A 20,970-nucleotide genomic window follows, 5' to 3' on the forward strand; every position below is an offset into this window, starting at 1 on the left:
AGCGAACCCCCGCCGCACCCGGTTCGCGCTTTGTCCACCGCGCACCACCACGTGCGGGTGATCCTGCCGCAACGGCACATGACGTAGGCCCGACCGCCACTACACTCAACAACAGCAAGCGCGTCAGGCTCACAGCGTCGTGCGTCTTCCACGCGGCTGACCCCTTCACCGCCAGCGGCCGTCGGGACGGCCGTCCGCTGAGGACTAGTGAGGACTGAAGACCACGTGAGCACTGCTTCCACTGGTAAACCTGTCGTACTCATCGCCGAAGAGCTCTCTCCGGCGACGGTCGACGCCCTGGGCCCGGACTTCGAGATCCGGCACTGCAACGGGGCGGACCGAGCCGAGCTCCTTCCCGCCATCGCCGGTGTGGACGCGATCCTCGTCCGCAGCGCGACCAAGGTCGACGCCGAGGCCATCGCCGTGGCGAAGAAGCTGAAGGTGGTCGCTCGCGCGGGCGTCGGCCTGGACAATGTGGACGTCTCGGCCGCCACCAAGGCCGGCGTCATGGTCGTCAACGCGCCGACGTCCAACATCGTCACCGCCGCCGAGCTCGCCTGCGGTCTGCTGGTGGCCACGGCCCGGAACATCCCGCAGGCCAGTGCCGCGCTGAAGAACGGCGAGTGGAAGCGCAGCAAGTACACCGGTGTGGAGCTGAGCGAGAAGACCCTCGGCGTCGTCGGCCTCGGCCGCATCGGCGTCCTGGTGGCCCAGCGGATGTCCGCCTTCGGCATGAAGGTCGTCGCCTACGACCCGTATGTGCAGCCCGCGCGGGCCGCGCAGATGGGCGTGAAGCTGCTCTCGCTGGACGAGCTGCTCGAGGTCTCCGACTTCATCTCCGTCCACCTCCCCAAGACCCCCGAGACGGTCGGCCTGATCGGCGACGAGGCGCTGCACAAGGTCAAGCCGGAGCTCCGGATCGTCAACGCCGCGCGCGGCGGGATCGTGGACGAGGTCGCGCTGGCCGCCGCCCTCAAGGAGGGCCGGGTGGCCGGGGCCGGGCTGGACGTCTTCTCCCAGGAGCCGTGCACCGAGTCCCCGCTGTTCGAGTTCGACAATGTGGTGGTCACCCCGCATCTGGGCGCCTCCACCGGTGAGGCCCAGGAGAAGGCGGGCATCGCGGTCGCCCGCTCGGTGCGGCTGGCGCTGGCCGGCGAGCTGGTCCCGGACGCGGTGAACGTCCAGGGTGGCGTCATCGCCGAGGACGTGCGCCCCGGGCTGCCGCTGGCCGAGAAGCTGGGGCGGATCTTCACCGCGCTCGCGGGCGAGGTCGCGGTCCGTCTCGATGTCGAGGTGTACGGCGAGATCACCCAGCACGACGTCAAGGTGCTGGAGCTGTCGGCGCTCAAGGGTGTCTTCGAGGACATCGTCGACGAGACCGTGTCGTATGTGAACGCACCGCTGTTCGCGCAGGAGCGCGGTGTCGAGGTGCGGCTGACCACCAGCTCGGAGTCGAGCGAGCACCGCAATGTGGTGACCGTGCGCGGCACCCTGTCGGGCGGCGAGGAGGTCTCGATCTCCGGCACGCTGGCCGGTCACAAGCACCAGCAGAAGATCGTCGCGGTCGGGGAGTACGACGTGGATCTGGCGCTCGCCGACCACATGGCCTTCCTCCGCTACACCGACCGCCCGGGTGTGGTCGGCACGCTCGGCCGCATCCTCGGCGAGGCGGGTATCAACATCGCCGGGATGCAGGTCTCGCGGGCGGCGGCGGGCGGTGCCGCGCTGGTGGCGCTCACGGTGGACGACACCATTCCGCAGCCCGTGCTCACCGAGATCGCCGAGGAGATCGGCGCCTCCTCGGCCCGCTCGGTCAATCTGGCCTGAGCCGCGTAGGCAGTCACCCATCTGGGCCCGGTCCCCGCTTCGGCGGGGGCCGGGCCCAGATTCGTTGTGCGTCCCTGGCGGCAGGGCGTGTCGGAGGGGTTCCAGATCTTTTTCATCATGTGTTGAATAACGCGGGTCGGCTCGCTACTCTCATCGCTATGTGGAGAAAATTTCTCCACATAGCTTTCGTATGCGCTGTCAGGAGAGCCCCGTGTCCGCAGACACCGACGCCGACGCCCTTGCCGACGTCCCGCCCATGCGCGCCGACGCGCGGCGCAACCGGGAGCAGATCCTGCGCGCCGCCCGCGAGGTCTTCGCCGATCAGGGGCCCGATGCCCCGCTGGATGAGATAGCCCGGCGCGCCGGGGTCGGCATCGCGACCCTCTACCGACGCTTTCCGCACCGCGACGATCTGCACCGAGGGGTCGCCATCGAGGTGCTGACCGCACTGGTCGAGGCCGGGAGCCGGGCCGCCGCCGAGGAGGACGACGCCCAGCTCGCGCTGCGCCGCTTTATGCACGCCGCCCTCGATCTCAAGATCGGCTCGGTGATGCCCGCGCTGCTGGGCCGTTTCACCGTCGACGAGATCCTCGACGGCGTCCCCGGCGATGTCGTCGACCCGATCGACGCGCTGCTGCTGCGTGCCCAGGCCCAGGGGCTGATCCGGCTCGATGTCGTCTTCGGCGACATCACGATGATGATCATGCGGCTGTCGCGGCCGCTGCCCGGCGGTGGCCGGTTCGCCGACGATGACGCCCTGGCCCATCGCCAACTGGATGTCTATATCGACGGGTTGCGCCCCACCGGCTCCCCGCGGCCCACCACCCCGCTCGGCGGCCCGGCCGTCGACGCCGCGGCATTCAAACGCCTCCGGCAGCGAGTGATCGACGACGCCTGCGCTGCCCGCGACGCCCGAGAAGCCCGCGCCGCCCGCTCCGAAGCCCGCGCTGACGACTCCGCCCAGTCCGACGCCGACTGATCTCCCGCTCCGCTCGCCTTCCGCAAGACCAGAAAGGCATGGTCATGTCCCAGCCCTCAAAGACGCCGCCCGAGGCGAACCCCCGGCGCTGGCTCGCACTCGTCTTCATCGGCCTGGCCCAGCTGATGATCGTCCTCGACATCACCATCGTGAACATCGCCCTGCCGTCGGCCCAGAAGGACCTCGGCATTTCCGACGGCGATCGGCAGTGGGTCATCACCGCCTACACCCTGGCGTTCGGCAGTCTGCTGCTGCTCGGCGGCCGGATCGCGGACTACACCGGCCGTAAGCGCGCCTTCCTCATCGGCCTGCTGGGGTTCGCCGGTGCCTCCGCGCTCGGCGGCGCCGCCTCCGGGTTCGAGATGCTGCTCTCGGCCCGCGCCCTGCAGGGCGCGTTCGCCGCACTGCTCGCCCCCTCGGCGCTGTCGCTGCTCGCGGTGAACTTCACCGAGCCCCGTGAGCGAGCCAAGGCGTTCGGCATCTTCGGCGCGATCGCCGCGGGCGGCGGTGCGATCGGCCTGGTCGTCGGCGGACTGCTGACCGAGTACCTCGACTGGCGCTGGTGCCTGTACGTCAATGTGCCGATCGCCGTCGTCGCCGCCGTGGGCTGGTCCGTACTGCCCACCGACACCCGCGCCGGGGGCCGGGCCCGTTTCGACATCCCCGGTGTGCTGCTGGCGGTGTGCGGGCTGGTGGCCGTGGTCTACGGATGCAGCGAGGCCGAGTCCAAGGGCTGGGACTCCCGGCTGGTGACCGGGCTGCTCATCCTGGGCGCGGTGCTGCTCCTCGCCTTCGTCCTGGTGGAGCGGAGCGTGGCGCGGCCACTGCTGCCGCCGCGCGTGGTGGCGGACCGCACCCGTGGCAGCGCCTATCTGGCGGTCGGCCTCTCGGTGATCGGCATGTTCGCGATGTTCCTCTTCCTCACGTACTACATGCAGCTCGTCAAGGGGTACTCGGCGCTGCTCACCGGTGTGGCGTTCCTGCCGATGACCGGGGCGGTGCTGGTCGGCGCGGGCGGCGTGGCCTCCCGCCTCATCCCCAAGGTGCCGCCGCGCCTGCTGGTGGCGCCCGGTCTGCTGATCGCGGCCACCGGTGTCGCACTGCTGGTGCCGCTGGACGTCGACAGCTCGTACGCGGCGGGGGTGCTGCCCGCCGAGCTCCTGGTCGGCTTCGGCATGGGCCTGGTGATGGCGCCCTCGATGAACTACGCGACCCACGGGGTGGGGGAGGGGGACGCGGGGGTCGCCTCGGCCACCGTCAACACCGCCCAGCAGATCGGCGGTTCGATCGGCACGGCGATGCTCAACACCATCGCCACCAGCGTGACCTCCGACTACATGGCCTCGCACGCCGGGCGGATGACACCGCGGACCGCCAAGGCGGGTCTGGTGGAGGGCTTCTCGCACGCCTTCGTCGTCTCCTCCTCGATTCTCGTGGGCGCCGCCGTGTTCATCGCGCTGCTGATGAACACCCCGCGCCCCGTGCGGGAGCCGGGTGCCGAAGGCGCCACCCCGCTGCCCGCGCATATGGGCTGACGGCGCCTCGCCTTTCTGAGGCCCTCCGCTCCACCGCCGGAGCGGAGGGCCTTCGGCGCTGGTGGATCAGGGGGCCGGGTCGGGGCGCGGGGCGCGGGCGGCCAGCGCCAGCAGCTCGTCCACCGACCACTGGTCATAGGCGTGTTCGCCGTGCTTGGCGGCGATGACGCGGCCGTCCCCGCCGATCAGGAAGTCCGCGGGCAGCCCCAGCCTGCCCCCGGGCTGGCTGGGCGAGGGGAGCTTCTCCCGGCCACGGACGACCGCCCACGTGCCGGTCAGCAGAGCCCGCGCGATCGGCCCCCAGGCGCGCGGGCTGAGCAGGGCGCTGGGCGCCTGCTCCACCCCGAACTCCCGGTACAGCCGCTTCCCGGGGTCGGCGACGACGGCGAACGGCAGCTCGTCCGTATGCTTCCGCAACTCCTCGGCGGGCGAGTGGAAGACCACCACCTCCCGGACTCCGGCCGCCCCGATCTCCTGATGGCGCCGCACGATCGACCGCAGATGGAGATTGCAGACGGGGCATCCGGCGAAGCGCCGGAACTGAAGGTGGATCAGCCGGCCGGGGTCGGGGACGGCGACGTCCGGGCCGGTCACGGGGGTGAGGGTACGGGCTGCGACGACGGAACCGGGCTCCATGGGAGCCCCCTTTCGTAGGCGTACGGCATACGCTTACCAGCGTAGGCGTATGCCGTACGCTGTCAACCGCCATGCCACGTCCCCGCTCCCTCACCCCCGATCGGCTCGCCTCGGCCGCCCTCGCCGTTCTCGACCGCGAGGGGCTTGCCGGGCTCTCGATGCGTGCCGTCGCCAAGGAACTCGGGATGAGCGCGATGGCGCTCTATCGCTATGTCGATGATCGCGAGGAGCTCGAAGGGCTGGTGGTCGAGCGTGTCCTCAGTGCCGTCGACACCACGCCGCCGGAGCCCGGGACCCCCTGGGAGGAACGGCTCCGGATCATGGTCGGGCGGCTGCGCGACACGATCATCGCCCACCCCGCGGTCCTCCCGCTGACCCTCACCCACCGGCACCGTTCCCCCAGCGGACTGCGCTGGTCGGAGACGGCGCTGGCGATCCTCACCGAGGCGGGCCTGGACGGCGAACGGCGGGTCGTCGCGCTGCGCGCCCTGCTCGGCTATGTGATCGGGGCGATCCAGCTCGAACACCTCGGGCCGCTGTCCGGCACGGGCACGGTCGCCATCGCCGAGCTGCCGTCCGACGCGTTCCCGTACATGGCCGAAACGGCGCGACAGGCGCGGAGTGTGGGGGTCGAGCGGGAGTTCTTCGGGGGGCTGGAGGTGTTCCTGCGCGGGCTGGGTGCCTAGTCGACACGGGTCAACGGCGAAAGCTGCCTCCACTCGTGTGGGTGGCGTCTCCGCTGTTCCTGCCCGCTACCCTTGGTCGCGCGGCCAGAATCCCGTCCATGGGAGGAACCATGACTGCTGAACCGCTTCCGGCCTGGGCTTTTCCGCCCCCGGGCGGATTCACTGCAGATGATCTTGACCGCATGCCGGAGCTCCCGCCGCACACTGAGCTGATCGACGGGAGCCTCGTCTTCGTGAGCCCGCAGAAGTATTTTCATTCGCTGGCCATGTACTTGCTGGAGAAGGGGCTCCGGGCATCGGTGCCCGAGTCGGTCCGGGTCTGTCGCGAGATGACCATTGCCGTCGATAAGCGCAACCGCCCCGAGCCCGATATCGCGATCCTGCGTGCCGAGGCGGTGACTACCGAGGCGCATGAAACGGGTTTCCAGGCGGCCGACGCCGTGCTCGTGGTGGAGGTCGTCTCGCCGGAGTCGGAGTCACGTGACCGCAAGCGCAAGCCACAGCTCTACGCCGAGGCGGGAATTCCGCACTTCTGGCTGGTCGAGCACGGTGAGGGCCGACGTCCGGTCGTCCAGGTTTTCGAGCTCAATACGGTGACGCGTACGTATGTCCCGACCGGCATCTACCACGAGCGGATCAAGCTTCCGGTCCCGTTCACCATCGACATCGACCTCACCGAGATCGACCACCTGTGACCGGGGTCGCGTGCGCTCAGCCCGCCAACTCGTATGCGTAGTCCGGCGAGAAGGTGCCCGCCGCGCCCGCGCAGCCGTCCAGTTCGCCCGGCGGCTTGATCCACAGATAGGCGTCGATGGCGGGGTCGCCGGTGTTCGCCGTCGGGTTTTCGCCGACTTTGCGGCCGTGGGGGTCGCACCAGGTGTTGTCGGGGGCGGGGCCGTTGCCATTGCGGCTGGTGTCGATGACGGCGGTGAGCCCCGAGGAGGTGCCGAGCTGGGCGAGCACGCTCTTGGCGAAGGCCACCTCGTCGACGGTGCGGCGGAAGTTGGAGACATTGCTGTAGATGCCGTCGCCGCTGGTCAGCACCCCGGCCGAGCGGAGCCGCGACGCCTGGACGGCGGCGCTGTTCCAGGCCGAGTGCCCGGCGTCGAAGTACACCCGGGCGTTGGGGTTCGCACCGTGGATGGCGGTCGCCGCACGGGCCAGTGAGGCATAGCGGCCGCTCAGTTCGGAGGGGGAGAGGCAACTGATGAGCGCGATCGAGTCGGGTTCGAGGATGACGATCGCGGGTCCGCTGCCCAGCCCGGCGGCGAAGGCGCGCACCCATGCGTCATAGCTCGCGAGGTCGGGCGCGCCGCCCGCCGAGGCCCCGCCGCAGTCGCGGTTGGGGATCTGATACGACACCAGGACAGGCGTCTGGCCCTTGCCGGAGGCGGCGGAGGTGACCTTGCGGACGTCCGCGGTGACGGTGGCGGGGGAGTACCGGGAGAACCACAGGGCCTGGGGCTGACCGGCGATCCGCGAGGCGATGCGCGGCTGCCGGGAGTCGCCCGGATTGGCGGCGACCCACTTGTTGACGAGCGAGTCGGGGTCGTTGAAGAACCGTGTGTCGCCCGGCAGTTCGCCCGCGACGGCCCGCGGTGTGTGGGCCGCGCCGATCAGGAAGGCGACGGCGAGCCCGGCCGCCGCTAACGCTCTGGTGATGCGCACGGTGCGTCACTCCTCTCGCGTGGGGCTGCTCAGCCCTCGGACGGCCGTGTCGTCCGGCCGCCGTCCTCTGGTTGCCGCCGGGCGGGAGATGGTTGCCGTCGTGTTCGATACGGATTCGACGCGTCCGGCCGTGGCGCGCCGCGTGTGACGGTCAACTCGCCCCGCGCGTAACGCCGGAGGGGACCCCACATCGGCGAGGTCCCCTCCGGTGTGCCACGGCTCAGCGCCCCGGCGCCGCCGCTTCGCTCACCATCTCGCCGTGGTTTGCCGTCCCGTCCGCGCCGGTCGAGGGCGCACCCGCGCCGGTCGAGGGCACCTCCACGGCCGTGGCCGCGCCCCCGGCCGTGGCCGCGCCCCCGGCCGTGGCCGCGCCCCCGGCCGTGGCCGCGCCCCCGGCCGTGGCCGCGCCCCCGGCCGTGGCCGCGCCCCCGGCCGTGGCCGCGCCCCCGGCCGTGGCCGCACCCCGGCCGTGGGCCCGGCGGCCCCGACCCGACGCAGCGTCACCAGGGCCAGCACCGCGGCCGCCACCAGGACCAGCGCCCCGGCCCCGCACGCGATCCGCATCCCGTGGGTGAACGCCTCACGCGCCGTGTCCAGCATCTGCTCCCCGGCCCGCCCCTTCAGCTTTTCCGCCACGGCGACGGCGGCGCCCAGCGTCTCGTGCACTTGGTCGAGCGCGCCGCTGGGCAGCCCGCCGCCCAGCGAGTCCTTGACGTCGCTCCGGTAGACGGCCGTGCCGACGCTGCCGAGCACCGCCATGCCCATCGCCCCGCCGAACTCCTGGCCCGTCTCCAGCAGCGCGGCAGCCGAACCGGCCCGCTTCGGCGGGACGGTGCCGATCGCCATGTCGGTGACCAGCGACATCACCATGACGATCCCGCTGGCCAGGACGGCGGCGCCGATCAGCACCGTCCACAGCGCGGCCGTGCCGGCCAGGGCCAGAATCCCGTAGCCGATGGCCCCGGTCACGAAGCCGGCGCCGATCACCTGGGCCCGGTCGGCGCCGCGCCGGACCACCGCGGCCGCCGCCGGTCCGGCGACGCCGACGCAGACGGCCGGGGCCAGGCTCCACAGCGCCGCCTCCAGCGGGCCCTTGCCGAGCACCGACTGCAGATACTGGGTGGTGAAGTAGGCCGAGCCCATCGTGGCGAAGGTGGCCAGCGCGTTGAGCGCGATCGCCGGGCCGAAGCCGCGGTGGTGGAACAGCTCCGGGCTGATCATGGCGTCGCGGCGGGTGCGCTGACGCCGTATGAAGACGGCGCCGATGGCGAGACCGGCCAGGATGGACAGCAGCGGGATCGGGCTGACGCCGTTGTCGGCGGCCGTCTTCTTCAGTCCGTAGATCACCGGAAGCACGGCGGCCAACGACAGCGGCACGCTCGGCAGATCGAATGCCCCGGGCTTCGGGTCCTTGAACTCCGGCACCAGGAGCGGCACCAGCGCCAGCAGCAGCACCATCGCCGGAACGTTGATCAGGAAGACCGAGCCCCACCAGAAGTGCTCGATCATCACCCCGCTCAGCACCGAGCCCAGCGCGATACCGCCCGCCATGGCCGACGACCAGAACGCGATCGCCGTGGCCCGCTGCTTCTCGTCGAGGAAGAGATTGCGGATCAGCGCCATCGTCGACGGCATCAGCGTCGCGCCGCCGATCCCGAGCACCGCCCGTGCGGCGATGAGCATCTCGGCGCTCTGGGCGTACGCCGCCGCGACGGACGCGGCGCCGAAGGCCGCGGCCCCGAACAGCAGCAGCTTCCGCCGTCCGAAGCGGTCGCCCAGCGCTCCCATGGTGATGAGCAGCCCGGCGAGGGCGAAGGCGTAGATGTCGAAGATCCATAGCTGCTGGGTGGAACTCGGGTGCAGCTCCCGGCTGATGGCCGGCACCGCGAAGTACAGCACCGACACATCCATGGAGACCAGGAGGAGCGGAAGCATCAGGACCACGAAGGCGGTCCATTCCTTGCGTCCGGCGCGCGGGCCGGTGGAGGTCGAGATCGAGGTCGAGGTCGAGGTCATGGCGGTGAATATACGAGCGTCTTAAACAAGTGTATAGTACGGCTGTGTAAAACGTGCGTCTAGGACGCTCGTATGGGATCGGGATACCCTCGTGCCATGGGACATCGAGAGGATCTGCTGGCCGGGGCCAAGCGCTGCATCGAGGAGAAGGGCTGGTCCCGTACGACGGCGCGGGACATCGTGGCCGCCTCGGGTGCCAACCTGGCCTCCATCGGCTACCACTACGGCTCGAAGGACGCCCTGATGCGGGAGGCGCTCTTCGCGGCCATGGGCGACTGGGCCGATGACGTCCAGCGGTCCCTGGAGTCGGACGACCCGGCGGGCGATGGCCAGGACACCGAGTTGCGGGAGCGGTTCGAGACCCGCTGGACCCGGGTGCTCGAACTGTTCGGCAAGCACCAGGCGATGTGGCAGTCCCAGTTGGAGGCCATCCTGCAGGTTCGACACGATCCCGAGCTGCGGGCGGCCTTCGGCCGGGCCCAACCGGAGGGACGCCAGGGGCTGGTGGGGCTGATCCACGGCATCGACGAGCGCGACGTCGACGAGGAGACCTCGCGGGTCATGGGCTCGTTCTATATGACCCTGGTGAGCGGCATGATCGTCCAGATGGCCATCGACCCCGACCTCATGCCCAGCGCCCATGACCTCGTCGAGGCGATGCGGCGGATCGTCGGCGACGCCCCCGCGGCCCCCGACGCACTCCCGGCGCCTGACGCCCCCGTGTCCCCCGCGGGCTGACCTCGGGGCCAGGGGCTCAGCGCCGCGGCGCCCCGAGACGGGCGGCCTTGAGGGTCATGTGGAGCAGTAGCCGGTCCTCGCCCGCGTCCAGGTCGAGACCGGTCAGCTGCCGCACCCGGGACAGGCGGTAGTAGAGCGTCTGCCGGTGGATGCCCAGCCGCGCGGCGGTGCGCCCGGCCTGGCCCGCGCAGTCGAGGAAGGTCTCGGCGGTGCGGGCGAGTTCGGCGTGGGCGGGCTCCAGCAGCGGGCGTACGGCGGCATCGGGCTGCAGCGCGGGCAACGCGGCCAGCAGACGGTACGGGCCGATGGCGGACCACTCCGCGACCGGCCCCAGGCGCATATCGGCGTGGGCCGCCCGCGCGGCGGCCAGGGCCTCCTGCCAGGCGGCGGGCAGCTCCTCCAGCCCGCGCCGGGGAGCGCTGACCCCCGCGGCCGCCCTGGCCGGTACCCCGTTCGGGGAGCCCGCGGTGGCCCGGGGGGAGCGCAGTAGCTGTTCGGCCGTCGTACGGGCCGGGTCCAGGGCGGTGGCCGCGCGCAGCCGGACCAGCGTCGCCAGCCCCGCCCCCGCCGCCGCCGCGGTCCCGGGCAGCGCGCACGCGGCCACGATGCCCGGGAGGTGGGGGAGCCCGGGATGGTCCGCGTCCTCGCCGGTCCCCGGCGTCCACGGCACCACCGCCACCAGCGCCAGCGGCCCGTCGCCCGCTCCGCGCAGCGCGGTCCGCAGCCCGGCGCGGGCGGTGTCCCGGCCGGCCGGTGGCCCGGTCAGCACATCGCGCAGCAGCTCGCCGAGCTCCTCACCGGCCCGCGCCTCGGCCGCCAGCAGCGCCCCGATGCGGTCCGCGGTCTCCATCGCGCGGGCCAGCCGGGGGTCCGGCGCGCCGGACCGGCCGCCCAGCTCCAGATCGGAGAGGTGGCCGTCGTCCAGCAGCCAGACATAGCCGTGCACCACCCCGCGGTGCCGGACGGGCAGGCAGATACGGCCCATGAACACCCCGGCCGCCGGGTCGGGCGGAATCCGCAGCGGCGCCTGCGCCCGTGCGATCCCGAACGCCTCGAACCAGGCCCGCACCGCCGCCGTCGAGCGGCGCTGGAGGATCGAGCGGGTGCGGACCGGGTCCAGCGCGGGCTCCTCCGTGTCATCGCGGTCCTCGCTGTCCTGGGCGCCGAATGCGATCAGTGCGAAGTCGCGGTTCTCCAGGGTCGCGGGTGCCCGGAGCACCGCCGTGATCTCGTCCACCAGCTGCTGGTAGTCGTCGCGCATGGGTCCCGCCTCTTCCCGGTTTCACCCCTCACATTCTCATACAGATGTCTGAGATCCCGGCCACGGATGCGTGACAGCTGTCGATGGTCCGGGATCCGAGCCATCCTTAAGTTTCACGGTGAGTTGCTCATGCCGTTCGTCGGCCGTCATCGTGGAGGTGCCCCGTGCTGGGACCCGTGCTGCTTGCCGCTTCGCGCAGTGCCGCCATCCGCCGTCTCGTCTCGGCCGCGCCGGTCACCCGCCCGATGGTGGACCGTTTCATCGCCGGGGAGCGGCTTACCGAGTCCCTGGGCTCAGTGCGGTCCCTGACCGCCCGCGGCCTGGACGTCACCCTGGACCATCTGGGCGAGGACGTGACCGACCGGGTCGAGGCGCTGCGCAGCCGTGACGCCTATCTGGCGCTGACCGAGGCGCTGGCCGCCGAGGGGCTCGCCGGGCGGGCGGAGATGTCCGTGAAGCTCTCCGCCTTCGGACAGGCACTGCCCGGGGGCCACGATCTGGCCCTGGCCAATGTGACCCCGGTCGTGGAGGCCGCCGCCGCGGCGGGTACGACGGTCACGCTCGACATGGAGGACCACACCACGGTGGACTCCACCCTCGCCATCCTCGGCGAGCTGCGCACTCGCTTCCCGCAGACCGGCGCGGTCCTCCAGTCCTATCTCTTCCGGACCGAGGACGACTGCCGGGCACTGGCCGGGGAAGGCTCCCGGGTGCGGCTGGTGAAGGGCGCGTACAACGAGCCGGCGAGCGTCGCCTACCAGGACAAGCGCGAGGTGGACCGCTCCTATGTGCGCTGTCTGAAGATCCTGATGGCCGGTGAGGGCTATCCCATGATCGGCTCGCACGATCCGCGCATGGTGGCCATCGCCCAGGATCTGGCGCACCGGCTCGGGCGCAAGCTGGACGAGTACGAGTTCCAGATGCTGTACGGGATCCGTGTGGCCGAGCAGGAGCGGCTGGTGGCGGAGGGCCACCGTATGCGGGTTTACGTCCCGTATGGCACAGACTGGTATGGGTACTTCATGCGCCGCCTCGCGGAGCGCCCCGCCAACCTCACATTCTTCCTGCGCTCGCTGGTCGGCCGTCGCTGACCGCTCCCGGCATCGCAGACCTCGCAACCCGACGATCGAAGGAGACAACGGCCATCATGGACGCCGTCACCCAGGTCCCCGTGCCGGTGAACGAGCCGGTGCACACCTACGCGCCCGGCACCCCGGAGCGTGCCCGCCTCGAGACCAAGCTCAAGGAGCTCGGTGAGAACCCCATCGACCTGCCGATGACCATCGGCGGCGAGAAGCGGATGGGAGCGGGGACGCGCTTCGACGTCGTCCAGCCGCATAAGCACTCCGTCCGCCTGGGCACCTACGCCAACGCCACCCAGCAGGACGCGCAGGACGCGATCGACGCCGCCCTGGCCGCGGCCCCGGCGTGGCGCGCGCTCAGCTTCGACGACCGTGCCGCGGTCATCCTCAAGGCCGCCGATCTGCTCTCCGGCCCCTGGCGGGAGACGCTCGCCGCCTCCACCATGCTGGGTCAGTCGAAGACCGCGCAGCAGGCCGAGATCGACACCCCCTGTGAGCTGATCGACTTCTGGCGGTTCAACGTCCACTTCGCGCGCCAGATCCTGGCCGAGCAGCCGGTGGCCAACTCGCCCGGGGTCTGGAACCGCAGCGACCACCGGCCGCTGGAGGGGTTCGTCTACGCGATCACCCCCTTCAACTTCACCGCCATCGCGGGCAACCTCCCGACCGCCCCCGCCCTGATGGGCAATGTGGTGGTGTGGAAGCCGTCCCCGACCCAGACGCACGCCGCCGTGCTGCTGATGGAGGTTCTGGAGGAGGCCGGGCTGCCCAAGGGCGTGATCAACCTGGTCACGGGCGACGGCAAGGACGTCTCCAAGGTGGCCCTGGCCCACCCGGACCTCGCGGGCATCCACTTCACCGGTTCCACCCGGACCTTCCAGTACCTGTGGAAGACGGTCGGCAACAACATCGAGAACTACAAGACCTATCCGCGGCTGGTCGGTGAGACCGGCGGCAAGGACTTCATCGTCGCCCACCCGTCCGCCGACCCGGCGGTGCTCAAGACGGCGATGACCCGTGGCGCCTTCGAGTTCCAGGGCCAGAAGTGCTCCGCGGCCTCCCGTGCCTATGTGCCGCGCTCCCTGTGGGAGAACGGCCTCAAGGAGGAGTTCGCCACCGAGGTCAACGGGCTGACCATGGGCGATGTCACCGACCTCGGCAACTTCATGGGCGCGGTCATCGACGAGCGCGCCTTCGCCAAGAACAAGGCCGCGATCGACCGGGCGAAGTCCGACCCGACGGTCGAGGTCGTCGCGGGCGGCAGCTACGACGACGGCGAGGGCTGGTTCGTCCGCCCGACCGTGCTGGCCTCCACCGACCCGGAGAACGAGATCTTCAAGGACGAGTACTTCGGCCCCATCCTCGGGGTGTTCGTCTACGAGGACGACGAGTACGACGCGATGCTCCAGCAGATGGAGTCGGCCGCCCCGTACGGGCTGACCGGCGCCGTCATCGCCCAGGACCGCGCGGCTGCCGCCGCCACCTGTGAGGCGCTGCGCTTCGCGGCCGGCAACTTCTACATCAACGACAAGCCGACCGGTGCCGTCGTCGGCCAGCAGCCCTTCGGTGGTGGCCGCGCGTCCGGCACCAACGACAAGGCGGGCGCCAAGCAGAACCTGATGCGCTGGACCTCCACCCGCTCCATCAAGGAGACCCTGGTCCCGCCGACCGACTACCGCTACCCGCACATGGGCTGACCGCCCGCGCGGACGGGCCCGGCCCCTCCGCCCCGCGACCCCGCCCCCGGACCGCTTCAGTGCGGTCCGGGGGCGGCGTGCTGTCCGGGGGCGCGTAGGGGGAAATCTGTGGACGCCCGACGCGCGGCGGTGCTAGCGTCAAGCAGTCAAGTAGGCACTATTTACCGCAGTTTACGTGGGTAACCAGGCGCGGGATCGCCCACGACGACCTGCGATCGGCCGCCGTGGTCGAGGTCGGACGGGGGTCGGCCTCGACTATCGGCGCGGTGCCGCTATGTGATCACCCTGGGTCAGTGGCCGATGTCACCCTGTTCGCGTCTCAGATAGTAGGACGTCCGAGTAATTGTGCAGACACTGACGCTCCGCTGCCTTACTTTTGTGGAAGCCGAACGTCTCGCTGCATCCAGCGATGGCGGCCGCGGCCGGTGCACACGCGCAGGTGACCCCTGCCGCACCCAGGCCCCCGCCTCTTCCGGCAGCCACCTTCTCGGGGAGTTTTCCTTCCTCCCGGTCCACCGGGGTTCAGCAGAGGAGATGTGATCATGGCCGAGACGACTGTCCGCAGGATCCGCCGCAAGACCGACGACACCGACCGCAAGAAGGCGGCTGCCGCGCTGCAGCGTGCCCTCGACCGCCGTGACAACGGCGGTGCCACCGGTCACTGACGCCGGGGCCGGGTGACCTCGAAGCGGTCCACTCGCTCGCCCGACTCCGCCAGGGCCGTGACCGTGAGCCTGGGGCGGGGGCCCGGCTCCACCTCCACGGCGAGGAAGGAGAAGCCGGTGTAGCGGACGCGGGACCAGTCCGCGCTGTCCCGGTTCTTCTCCCCGTCCTTCGTCCAGTGGTAGGTCTTCACCTCGTCGAGGTCCTTGATGTGCCCCTCGTAGCTGTCGGGCACCGGGAACTCGTAGAGCTTCGCGCCCGCCCCGCCCGCCGTCACATAGACGATCCCGTCGCGCACCGCGTCGGCGCTTCCCTCGATGGGGACCCGGCGGGCGACCTTGCCGCCCCGGATCGCGTCGGTCCGCTCGTAGACGTGGTTGTGGCCGTTGATGACCAGGTCCACCTGGTGCTTCTCCAGCAGCGGCACCCAGGTGTCGCGCACCCCGCCGTCCGAGGCGTGGGCGCTGGTCGTGGAGTAGGCGCAGTGGTGGAAGAAGACCACCAGGAAGTCGATGCCGGGCCGCTTGCGAAGCTGCCCCAGGCGCCGGTCCAGCCAGCGGGTCTGCGCACCGTCGGTGTACCCCTTGTTGGGGGTGATCTCGTACGAGACGTCATTGGCGTCCAGCGCGACCACGCCCACGTTTCCGTAGACGAACGAATAGACCCCGGGCGCCTTGCGCGGATCCGGGCCGTTGTCCGGCAGGGACCAGCGGGCGAGCTGGCCGCCGTAGCCGTCGGGGGAGTACCACGCCTCCATGTCGTGGTTGCCGGTCGTCACCATCCACGGCACGCTCGCCGCGACCGAGTCGGTCTGGGCGAGGAAGGAGTCCCAGACCCGGGCGTCGTACAGGTCGGTCTTCTTCCCGTGGCCGGTGGTGTCCGCGTAGCACAGGTCCCCGGCGTGCAGATGGAACGACGGGTTCTGGCCAAGGATCAACTGGTCGTTGGCGAGCGCGTCATAGCTCACCCCCTGGTCGCCGAAGGCGGTGAAAACGAACTTCCCGGGCCGTTCCGGCGCGGTGCGGAAGGTGCCCACGGACGAGAAGTGCCGCGGCTCGGCCGGGTCGCGGTCCGCATGACCGACGCCGTAGTAATAGGTGGTCCCAGGGCGCAGATCGTCCACCGCGGCGTGCAGATAGAACTGGTCGACCGCGGGCAGCTTGTCGCTCAGCGACGGGGTGTGCAGAGAGCGGATCTCGGCCTCGACCTTGCGCGTGAGCTCCAGCGGGCTCGTGCCGATCCGCACATAGGGCTTGCGCACGGCGAACGGGACCTGCCAGGAGATCCGCATCTGCGTCCGCGGATCGGCGCCGAAGGCCAGATGGCGGCCGAACGGGGCGACCAGCGCACCGTCCACCGTGGCGGTCACCGGCTTCGGGCCCGCGACGGGCGCAGGCGTTGTGTCGGCGGCGCACGCCGCCCCGCCCAGCAGCCCCGCGCCCGCGACCGTCCCCGCCGTGGCGGCGCCCCCGCGCAGCACTCGGCGCCGGGAGAGCCGGGCCCGCAGATACTCATGCTGCTCCGCCATGGTCATCCGCTGGGCGAGCCGCTCCGGTACGCCGAACCGTGGTGTGTCCATGGACCGGAATGTCCCCCGGGCGGTCAACGGCGCACCATACAGGGGGTGAACGGGTGATTGCCGCTGGGTGGATGTCCGAATGGCGGAACGGCTATGTCAATCCATGGGACGAGCGGTAGGGTCCCGGTATGTCTCGCAGCATTCGCCTCGCAGTGATCCCCGGTGACGGTATCGGCCAGGAGGTCGTTGCCCAGGGCCTGAAGGTCCTCTCCGCCGCCCTTCCCCAGGACGTGAAGCTGGAGACCCAGAGTTACGACCTCGGCGCCCAGCACTGGCACGCCACCGGCGAGACCCTGCCGGACGCGGACCTGGAGTCGCTGAAGAACCACGACGCGATCCTGCTCGGCGCCATCGGCGACCCGTCGGTGCCCTCGGGCGTGCTGGAGCGCGGGCTGCTGCTCAAGCTGCGCTTCGCCTTCGACCACTACGTCAACCTGCGTCCGTCGAAGCTCTTCCCGAACACCCCGACCCCGCTGGCCGGCCGCCCCGACATCGACTTCGTGGTCGTCCGCGAGGGCACCGAGGGCCCGTACGTGGGCAACGGCGGCTCGCTGCGCACCGGCACCCCGGCCGAGGTCGCCACCGAGGTCAGCCTCAACACCGCCTACGGTGTCGAGCGCGTGGTCCGGGACGCCTACGAGCGGGCCAACGCCCGGCCGCGCAAGAAGCTGACCCTCGTGCACAAGAACAACGTCCTGGTGCACGCCGGCCACCTGTGGAAGAACATCTTCGACCGGGTCGGCCAGGAGTACCCCGAGGTCACCACCGACTATCTGCACGTCGACGCCGCGACGATCTTCTTCGTCACCCAGCCGGAGCGGTTCGACGTGATCGTCACCGACAACCTTTTCGGTGACATCCTCACCGACCTCGCCGCCGCCGTCACCGGCGGCATCGGGCTCGCCGCGAGCGGCAACATCAACCCCTCCGGCGCCTTCCCGCCGATGTTCGAGCCGGTCCACGGCTCCGCGCCGGACATCGCGGGCACCGGCAAGGCCGACCCGACGGCGACCGTCCTGTCGGTGGCCCTGCTCCTGTCGCACCTCGGCTACGGGGACGAGGCGGCCCGTATCGAGGCCGCCGTCGCCGAGGACCTCGCCGGGCGGGACGCGGCCGCGCCGCGCACCACCGACGAGATCGGCGACGCGCTCGCCGCCCGAGTATCCGGCTGACCCCAGCCTGTGCCACCGCGCGGCTGGGTGCGACCATCGACCTGGGCCGCGCGTTGCACAACGCTCCTTCCGCGGCCTCACCTAGGAGATAATCCCCGGTGGGGCCGTTGTGTGAAGAAGAGCTTGGACGTCCTAGTACCGATCACGGGCAGGATGGTGTGAGCGCGGTCCGCCACAACCGAAGGTGAAGGACTACCTGCCATGACGACGCCCACGATCGAGCTCAAGCCCTCGTCCCACCCCCTCCCCGCCGCCGAGCGGGAGAAGATCCTGGCCAACCCCGGATTCGGCCGCCACTTCACCGATCACATGGTGACCATCAAGTGGACCGAGGGCCGCGGCTGGCACGAGGCCCAGCTCGTGCCGTACGCCCCGCTCTCGATCGATCCGGCGAACATGACGCTGCACTACGCCCAGACCATCTTCGAGGGGCTCAAGGCGTACCGCCGCCCCGACGGGTCCGTGGCCACGTTCCGCCCCGAGCAGAACGCCGAGCGGTTCCAGGCGTCCGCGCGCCGCATCGCCATGCCCGAGCTCCCCGTCCAGACCTTCATCGAGGCGTGTGACGCGCTGGTCACCCAGGACAAGGAGTGGGTGCCGGGCCACGGAGAGCAGTCCCTCTACCTGCGGCCCTTCATGTTCGCCACCGAGGTCGGGCTGGGTGTCCGGCCCTCGAACGAGTACCTCTTCGTGGTGATCGCCTCCCCGGCCGGGGCCTACTTCCCCGGCGGGGTGCAGCCGGTCTCGGTCTGGCTCTCGGAGGAGTACGTCCGCGCCGCGCCCGGCGGCACCGGCGCGGCCAAGGCGGGCGGCAACTACGCGGCCTCCCTCGTCGCCCAGGCCGAGGCCGCCGAGCAGGGCTGTGACCAGGTGGTCTGGCTGGACGCGATCGAGCGCCGCTGGATCGAGGAGATGGGCGGGATGAACCTGTACTTCGTGTACGGGGACCGCATCGTGACCCCCGAGCTGTCCGGTTCGCTGCTGCCGGGGATCACCCGAGCCTCGCTGCTGCGGATCGCCGCCGACCTCGGCTACGAGGTCGCCGAGGGCCGGATCTCCGTGGACGACTGGCGCCAGGGCAACGCCGACGGGACCCTCACCGAGGTCTTCGCCTGCGGTACGGCGGCCGTGATCACCCCGGTCGGCTCGGTCAAGTCCGCCCGGGCGAACTGGACGGTGGCCGACGGTGAGCCGGGCGAGGTGACGATGCGGCTGCGCAAGGCACTGCTGGACATCCAGACCGGCGTCGCCCCGGACCCGCATGGCTGGATGCACCCCCTGGGCTGATCACGGGTGTCACCTCTGGGCTGATCGCGAGTGTCACCCCGTTGACACCGATGGTTCGCATGATGAGACGGATGAGAGCGCGGGGGCGGAATGTGCCAGACTGCCTCCGTGCTCTCGTTCGTCATGATTATTGACAGCAGGCGCGCCGGTCCGCAGTGACCGCCCGTACGACCCGGTACGGCGCGGCCACCGTGCCCCAGACCCGCGCGCAGACCTCTCGCACCCGCGAGGGGTCTTTTCGTTTTCCGGACCATCCCGCCGGACGCGAAGCGTGAGGGACCATAGGAGGGCGCGGAACCGGATATTCCGGTAGACCGAGATCCATCCGACAGGAGCCAGACCAACCATGAAGGATCTGCCCGACGACGGCTTCCATGTCTTCGACACCACCCTGCGCGACGGAGCGCAGCGCGAGGGCATCAACCTGACGGTCGCGGACAAGCTGACCATCGCCCGTCACCTGGACGACTTCGGCGTGGGCTTCATCGAGGGCGGCTGGCCCGGCGCCAACCCGCGCGACACGGAGTTCTTCGCCCGGGCCCGCGCCGAGATCGACTTCCAGCACGCCCAGCTCGTGGCGTTCGGCGCCACCCGCAAGGCGGGGGCGCGCGCCGAGGACGACCGCCAGGTCAAGGCGCTGCTGGAGTCCGGGGCGCCGGTGATCACCCTGGTGGCGAAGTCCCACGACCGCCATGTGGAGCTGGCCCTGCGCACCACGCTCGAGGAGAACCTCGCGATGGTCCGCGAGACCGTCGCCTACCTGCGGTCCCAGGGCCGCCGGGTCTTCCTCGACTGCGAGCACTTCTTCGACGGCTACCGCGCCAACGCGGACTACGCCAAGCAGGTCGTCTCCGCCGCCCACGAGGCGGGCGCCGAGGTGGTGATCCTCTGCGACACCAACGGCGGCATGCTCCCCGGCCAGATCGACGCGGTGGTCCGCACCGTGCTGGCCGACACCGGCGCCCGGCTGGGCATCCACGCCCAGGACGACACCGGCTGCGCGGTCGCCAACACCCTCGCCGCCGTGGACGCGGGCGCCACCCACGTCCAGTGCACGGCCAACGGCTATGGCGAGCGGGTGGGCAACGCCAACCTCTTCCCGGTCGTCGCGGCCCTCGAGCTCAAGTACGGCCGCCGGGTGCTGCCGGAGGGCGCCCTGGAGGAGATGACCCGGATCTCGCACGCGATCGCCGAGGTCGTCAATCTGACGCCGTCCACTCACCAGCCCTATGTGGGCGTATCCGCCTTCGCCCACAAGGCCGGACTGCACGCCTCCGCGATCAAGGTCGACCCGGATCTGTACCAGCACATCGACCCCGAGCGGGTCGGCAACACCATGCGGATGCTTGTCTCCGACATGGCCGGCCGGGCGTCGATCGAGCTCAAGGGCAAGGAGCTGGGCATCGACCTCGGCGACGACCGCGCCCTGGTGGGCCGGATCGTCGAGCGGGTCAAGGAGCGCGAGCTCGCGGGCTACTCCTACGAGGCCGCCGACGCCTCCTTCGAGCTGCTGCTGCGCCAGGAGGTCGACGGACGCCCCCGCCGCTACTTCCGGGTCGAGTCCTGGCGGGCGATCGTCGAGGACCGCCCGGACGGCACCCACGCCAACGAGGCCACCGTGAAGCTGTGGGCCAAGGGCGAGCGCATCGTCGCCACGGCGGAGGGCAACGGCCCGGTCAACGCCCTGGACCGGGCGCTGCGGGTGGGGCTGGAGCGGATCTACCCGCAGCTGGCGACGATGGAGCTGGTGGACTACAAGGTCCGCATCCTGGAAGGCAAGCACGGCACCGAGTCCACGACCCGGGTGCTGATCTCCACCGCGGACGGCCAGGGGGAGTGGTCGACGGTCGGCGTCGGGGAGAACGTGATCGCAGCGTCCTGGCAGGCCCTGGACGACGCCTTCGCCTACGGGCTGCTGCGGGCCGGGGTGGACCCGCAGGAGTGAGCTGGGCCTCATGGCCGCGTGGGCCCGGTGCGCGTGGCGCCGGCCGCCGCCGGAGTAAGGTACGGGGAGCGGAGCGCGGCCGACATGCTCCGTTCCCCGATCCGGCCGCGGCGCCGCTCCGGCGGTCGCCGCCCATCCGGGTGGTCGAGCCCGCTCCTCGCACGGTCGCCGCCTGGAGGTTTGTCGGATGCCGACAGGG

17 protein-coding genes are annotated in these 20,970 nt (G+C 70.9%); 12 read left to right on the plus strand and 5 right to left on the minus strand.

The window, feature by feature from the left end:
- Positions 1–225: 225 nt before the first annotated feature.
- The 3 genes from serA to CGL27_RS32910 all read left to right on the plus strand — a co-directional run bounded on the left by serA (position 226) and on the right by CGL27_RS32910 (position 4,341).
- On the plus strand, positions 226–1,827 hold the full coding sequence (gene serA, locus CGL27_RS32900) for a phosphoglycerate dehydrogenase (protein WP_119991596.1): 1,602 nt from the start codon (positions 226–228) through the stop codon (positions 1,825–1,827).
- 211 nt (positions 1,828–2,038) lie between these two features.
- Positions 2,039–2,806, plus strand: coding sequence for a TetR/AcrR family transcriptional regulator (locus CGL27_RS32905; protein ID WP_119991597.1), 768 nt, complete (start codon positions 2,039–2,041; stop codon positions 2,804–2,806).
- 44 nt (positions 2,807–2,850) lie between these two features.
- Positions 2,851–4,341 (plus strand): MFS transporter, encoded by a 1,491-nt coding sequence (locus CGL27_RS32910; protein ID WP_119994665.1) that lies wholly within the window; start codon positions 2,851–2,853, stop codon positions 4,339–4,341.
- Between the two features lie 66 nt (positions 4,342–4,407).
- Here the strand turns inward: CGL27_RS32910 and CGL27_RS32915 are convergent, their stop codons facing one another.
- Positions 4,408–4,977: a peroxiredoxin-like family protein gene (locus tag CGL27_RS32915; protein WP_119991598.1), complete on the minus strand. Its 570-nt coding sequence runs from the start codon at positions 4,975–4,977 to the stop codon at positions 4,408–4,410.
- A 71-nt stretch (positions 4,978–5,048) separates the two neighbouring features.
- On the opposite strand from CGL27_RS32915, the gene CGL27_RS32920 reads away from it, so the two are divergent.
- Both CGL27_RS32920 and CGL27_RS32925 read left to right on the plus strand, forming a co-directional pair.
- Entirely contained in the window at positions 5,049–5,663 is a 615-nt protein-coding gene (locus CGL27_RS32920) for a TetR/AcrR family transcriptional regulator C-terminal domain-containing protein (RefSeq protein ID WP_119991599.1), read from the plus strand.
- 110 nt (positions 5,664–5,773) lie between these two features.
- Complete coding sequence (locus CGL27_RS32925; RefSeq protein ID WP_078643904.1) at positions 5,774–6,358, plus strand: Uma2 family endonuclease; 585 nt, start codon at positions 5,774–5,776, stop codon at positions 6,356–6,358.
- Positions 6,359–6,374: 16 nt separating this feature from the next.
- Here CGL27_RS32925 and CGL27_RS32930 read toward each other — a convergent pair whose 3' ends face one another.
- On the minus strand, positions 6,375–7,331 hold the full coding sequence (locus CGL27_RS32930) for a glycoside hydrolase family 6 protein (RefSeq protein WP_119991600.1): 957 nt from the start codon (positions 7,329–7,331) through the stop codon (positions 6,375–6,377).
- 246 nt (positions 7,332–7,577) lie between these two features.
- A complete protein-coding gene (locus tag CGL27_RS32935; protein WP_119991601.1) occupies positions 7,578–9,347 on the minus strand; it encodes an MFS transporter in 1,770 nt (589 codons plus the stop codon).
- 96 nt (positions 9,348–9,443) lie between these two features.
- On the opposite strand from CGL27_RS32935, the gene CGL27_RS32940 reads away from it, so the two are divergent.
- Complete coding sequence (locus CGL27_RS32940) at positions 9,444–10,085, plus strand: TetR/AcrR family transcriptional regulator (RefSeq protein ID WP_205587782.1); 642 nt, start codon at positions 9,444–9,446, stop codon at positions 10,083–10,085.
- 16 nt (positions 10,086–10,101) lie between these two features.
- On the opposite strand, the gene CGL27_RS32945 is transcribed toward CGL27_RS32940, so the two are convergent.
- Complete coding sequence (locus CGL27_RS32945; RefSeq protein ID WP_119991603.1) at positions 10,102–11,346, minus strand: helix-turn-helix domain-containing protein; 1,245 nt, start codon at positions 11,344–11,346, stop codon at positions 10,102–10,104.
- Between the two features lie 164 nt (positions 11,347–11,510).
- On the opposite strand from CGL27_RS32945, the gene CGL27_RS32950 reads away from it, so the two are divergent.
- The 3 genes from CGL27_RS32950 (at position 11,511) to CGL27_RS53245 (ending at position 14,790) form a co-directional block, all read left to right on the plus strand.
- The gene (locus tag CGL27_RS32950) at positions 11,511–12,437 is read left to right on the plus strand and encodes a proline dehydrogenase family protein (RefSeq protein ID WP_078643912.1); all 927 of its coding nucleotides are present in this window, start codon (positions 11,511–11,513) and stop codon (positions 12,435–12,437) included.
- Positions 12,438–12,493: 56 nt separating this feature from the next.
- Complete coding sequence (gene pruA / locus CGL27_RS32955) at positions 12,494–14,125, plus strand: L-glutamate gamma-semialdehyde dehydrogenase (RefSeq protein WP_119991604.1); 1,632 nt, start codon at positions 12,494–12,496, stop codon at positions 14,123–14,125.
- 542 nt (positions 14,126–14,667) lie between these two features.
- The gene (locus CGL27_RS53245) at positions 14,668–14,790 is read left to right on the plus strand and encodes a hypothetical protein (RefSeq protein WP_087684456.1); all 123 of its coding nucleotides are present in this window, start codon (positions 14,668–14,670) and stop codon (positions 14,788–14,790) included.
- Here CGL27_RS53245 and CGL27_RS32965 read toward each other — a convergent pair.
- Positions 14,784–16,367 (minus strand): metallophosphoesterase family protein, encoded by a 1,584-nt coding sequence (locus CGL27_RS32965; RefSeq protein ID WP_119991605.1) that lies wholly within the window; start codon positions 16,365–16,367, stop codon positions 14,784–14,786. The two genes, CGL27_RS53245 and CGL27_RS32965, sit on opposite strands and share 7 nt — an antisense overlap.
- 128 nt (positions 16,368–16,495) lie before the next feature.
- Between CGL27_RS32965 and CGL27_RS32970 the strand changes: the two genes are divergently transcribed.
- From CGL27_RS32970 to cimA, 3 genes are all read left to right on the plus strand, one after another.
- Entirely contained in the window at positions 16,496–17,539 is a 1,044-nt protein-coding gene (locus CGL27_RS32970) for a 3-isopropylmalate dehydrogenase (protein ID WP_119991606.1), read from the plus strand.
- A gap of 201 nt (positions 17,540–17,740) precedes the next feature.
- Positions 17,741–18,826, plus strand: coding sequence for a branched-chain amino acid aminotransferase (locus CGL27_RS32975; RefSeq protein WP_078643919.1), 1,086 nt, complete (start codon positions 17,741–17,743; stop codon positions 18,824–18,826).
- A 346-nt stretch (positions 18,827–19,172) separates the two neighbouring features.
- The gene (cimA, locus tag CGL27_RS32980) at positions 19,173–20,771 is read left to right on the plus strand and encodes a citramalate synthase (protein ID WP_078643920.1); all 1,599 of its coding nucleotides are present in this window, start codon (positions 19,173–19,175) and stop codon (positions 20,769–20,771) included.
- Positions 20,772–20,970 lie beyond the last annotated feature (199 nt).

It is taken from the genome of Streptomyces sp. 11-1-2 (assembly GCF_003595545.1).
GTDB classification, from domain to species: domain Bacteria; phylum Actinomycetota; class Actinomycetes; order Streptomycetales; family Streptomycetaceae; genus Streptomyces; species Streptomyces hygroscopicus_B.